Source organism: Bartonella sp. AA23NXGY, from assembly GCF_042197165.1.
Lineage (GTDB): Bacteria > Pseudomonadota > Alphaproteobacteria > Rhizobiales > Rhizobiaceae > Bartonella.
In genome coordinates this window covers 1-3,609 of record NZ_JBHIRO010000046.1, presented here as the reverse complement: position 1 = coordinate 3,609, position 3,609 = coordinate 1, and the positions used below count along the sequence as shown (strand labels likewise).

General features: G+C 45.1%; 1 protein-coding gene. It reads right to left on the bottom strand.

Annotation, left to right across the window (positions count from 1 at the left end):
* A partial coding sequence (locus ACFINY_RS09470; protein ID WP_375701044.1) for a hemagglutinin repeat-containing protein occupies positions 1–3,609 on the bottom strand: 3,609 nt, incomplete at both ends.

Genomic DNA, 3,609 nt, shown 5'->3' with positions numbered 1-3,609 from the left:
CGTTAGAGGTATCATAGCTTTCTGATAGGGTGATATTATTGCCGGCATCAATGTTGACATCACGATCCGCCGAAACAATGGCTGCTTGTAAATTCACATCATTGTCAGCAGTAATCTGCACATCTTGGCGTGCCGTGATGTGTGATTGTGTGGAAGTGGTTTCCCATTGATCGCCCGTATCTTTGGCGCTTGCAATTCCAACACCTACAGAAACACCGCTGTTGCTCTTTTCAAACTGAATGCCAAAGCCTGTACGTTCTTCCTTTGAGCTTGAGGAATGGCTATTATGACCAACAAGCACATTGACATCACGCGCTGCCGAAAGGTTAATATTCTCACCCGCAAGATCAGAGCCCTCCACGTTCACATCTTTTTTCTTGGCAGTGATGTTGATATTGCCATCCGCATTGAGAGAAGAGCCTTGATGCTCAAAGCTCTCTTCATTTTCTGTCTTTCCCTCACTCCCGTATATCGACACAAAGCCCTTACCTGATCCCACACCAAAACCTGTTTCATGCTCCTCTGAATGGCTTTTATGATGATCTGTCATGCCATCAATCGTCACACTTTCTCCGCTCACATTGATATCTTGACCGGAAAGAAGATGAGAAGCAGAAATCTTGGCTTCTCCTTGTGCGTCTAACACGATGTTTCCCGTCGCCCCAAGGATAGAGGAAACCGTTGTGGTATGCGATTGAGATGTATCGGACGATTTCTCATGCAAAAAGCCACTTGATGACGATTGTGCTTGCTGATCCAAGTGTTCTTGGGCGCCTTTGATAGTAATCTTTCCCCCAGAGTGAATGGTAATATCCGCTTGTTTCTGTTCTCCTGGTGCTTTCTCTCCTGACGTTTCCTCTGCCTTACCGGCTACGAGCGTCGAGGCGACAACTTCCGTGTTGTTTCCAGATTCAATGGCAACGCCTTTTTCTCCTGCTATACTTGAACCTACCACTTGGGTAGCTCCAAAAGTTTCATGATAGGATGAGCTTCCCCCAAAAAAACCGCCATCTGTGTAGCTAGATATCTCACGGTGTGAACTATCCTCTGCATTGGTGATCAGGACATCGTTGCTGGCTTTCAGCCCTACCTTGCCCTCAGCCGCAACGGAACTGCCTGTGATGCTAAGGTCATGCGGTTTCCCATCCTGCCCTGCAACAACAGTGGTATCACCCCCAGATTTTATCGAAGAACCCCGAGAAATAGACTCTTGCCTATCAACACTAAAGTCGCTGCTCTGAAAATGATAATCTCTTTCATCGTTTCTCACCCCTATTGTTATCTCCCCTTGTGCGCCAAGAGCAACATTGTCCTTCGCATCTATATCGGAAGCAGCAATATGGATATCTTGACCCGAGATGACAGTGGTATCTTTTCCAGAACTTAAATGAGAGCCATTGTGCAAGGCGACATGGGAGGTTTCACTCCCGCGATGATTGTCCATGCTGTTGCGTGTAGCATCAATCGAAACATTTTCTTTTGCTTGTAAGTAAAGATCATCATGCGCTTGAACATCAGAGCCTAAAATATTCAAATCTTTTCCAGAGAGAAGTGTCGTCGAGCCTCCAGAGTTTAACACAGATTTATGGTGCATAATGGAGTCACTATACTGTTTATGGTGATGCGTTGCAGCTGAGCCTATCGTCAAGTTGCCTTCTTCTGTAGCCATGGCAAGATCACCTCCGGTGCTGATCCCCACCCCTGAGGCGGTAATATCTTGTTTAGCAATCACCGTTGCATTACCCCCAGCAGAAAGCGCCTCGGTGTTTAATACGGTCTCCACGCCGTCAACCGTTGTGCGCCCTGCGTCCAAACGAATATTCTTCTCCGCAAGGATAACAGCATCCCCACCAGCAGCAAAATGCCCCCCTTGACTGAGGATATCCCCACCATGCACATGCAATTGGTGGTTTGCCGCAATCCGCCCTGAATTGGTTATTGTGGAATTGCTTGTATTTTGGCTGGTGATATTGACATCATCGCCCATGATCAAAGCCCCAGCAGAAACAAAGGAGGCTCTGTCTTTTTCAGGGATGTAAAGCACCGGTGCATAAACATCCATGCCCTTGACCTGTTGGCGCACATAAATCACCATCGGGGCTTCTAGGGACGCCAATTGTTCTTCACTCAAAGCCTCACCAAAAGGGAGATTGTGTGCTTTTGCATAATCTGCCCCACCATCTAGCAAAGTTTTGACTTGTTCAATGGCATCACTTCCAGGAATAAAGGAACCTTTGCCCAAACCTTGACCAACAAGATCACGCATTTGTTTCTCAATCAGCTGCTTTTCAAAATAGGCATCACCTAAGAAAAAAATCTCTCTGTCAGGATTATAACCAATTCTGTTCAAATAATAGGCTGAGCCATAAAACTTGCCGACATCAAGGAATTCTGCCCGCGTTTCATAAATGAAATTTTGATTGGGCAGCGTGCCCCCAACACCCCCCGATTGGGGCTTTGGTAAAGGGAGCCCCTCAGCAAGTTCCCCCGCATTATTGAGATCGACTTTTGGTGTAAAGAGAGCGCCAGCTCCAGGCAAACCACTTAAGGACTCCAGTGGATTGCCTCCAACGGTTTTTGCCTCAAAATGCGCATCCCCTGTAATCGAACCTTCCGCTGCCTCGTTGTGGAGTTGATCGACCACCAAATTCAAAATGCCACCCGCTTGAACAAGACCAGGAACAGTATCGAGAACTTCTGAATTGATATGGCGAAAACCATCATTATTTATTATATCTAAAGCAACATTTCGGCTTCCATCAGCGTTATAAGCATAACAATAAGCATCCGTATTAGCCTGACAACCCATATAGGTGTTTTTATAAGCTGTTGCACCTAAATTGGTCAGCACATTGGCGTGGATATCGGCGTTTCCCCCTGCTTCTATAATGCTATAATGGTTGTCAATGGTATCAGCGTTAATAATAAGATTGCCGTGAGACTGTATCATTCCTTGACGAGTAGGCGAAAATTCTTGCGTGACAGTTTTCTGTATCATGTGAGATAAATTATTCCATCGGTACCCTTGAAAAAAAACCGAACTTTCACTCTCTTCATTCCAAGTAAATGCCTTGTATACTATCCCATCTTCTAAAGTTATCTTACCATAAGTTGCCTCTTTGTTGGGCAAAGAATTTTTAAAGTGAAAATCACATGTGTTTCCCGAACATTCAACTTCCTCATAGGAAACGGCCCATATTTCTATCCCCAACTCATTTGCTATACTTGTTGTATGATACAAAATCGCATTTTCAATTGAATCAAAGCGTTCTGGTTTTTGGAAAGAAATATCGCTATATTCCGTTTTTTCTGTGATGACAGGCGTGCTATCGGCTTCGTTTTTCAGGGTGTTGGTTTGGATATTTAAGTTTCCACCAACTTGAATAAAGCCCGCTTTGTTAACAAGGGAAAGGCTTTTTCCTGTGCCTTCTGCATTGGTGAAAGATAAATCACCTTCTGTCATTATGGTGCCAAAATCATTGAGCAAAGCCCCATCAACTTGTAAAGCACCATTGCCCTTCACATAAATTAAGCCCGTTTTGTTGTTGGTCACATCCCCCGTCACGCTAAAGACTAAATCCTGCCCCGATGCCAATTGACCGCTATTTC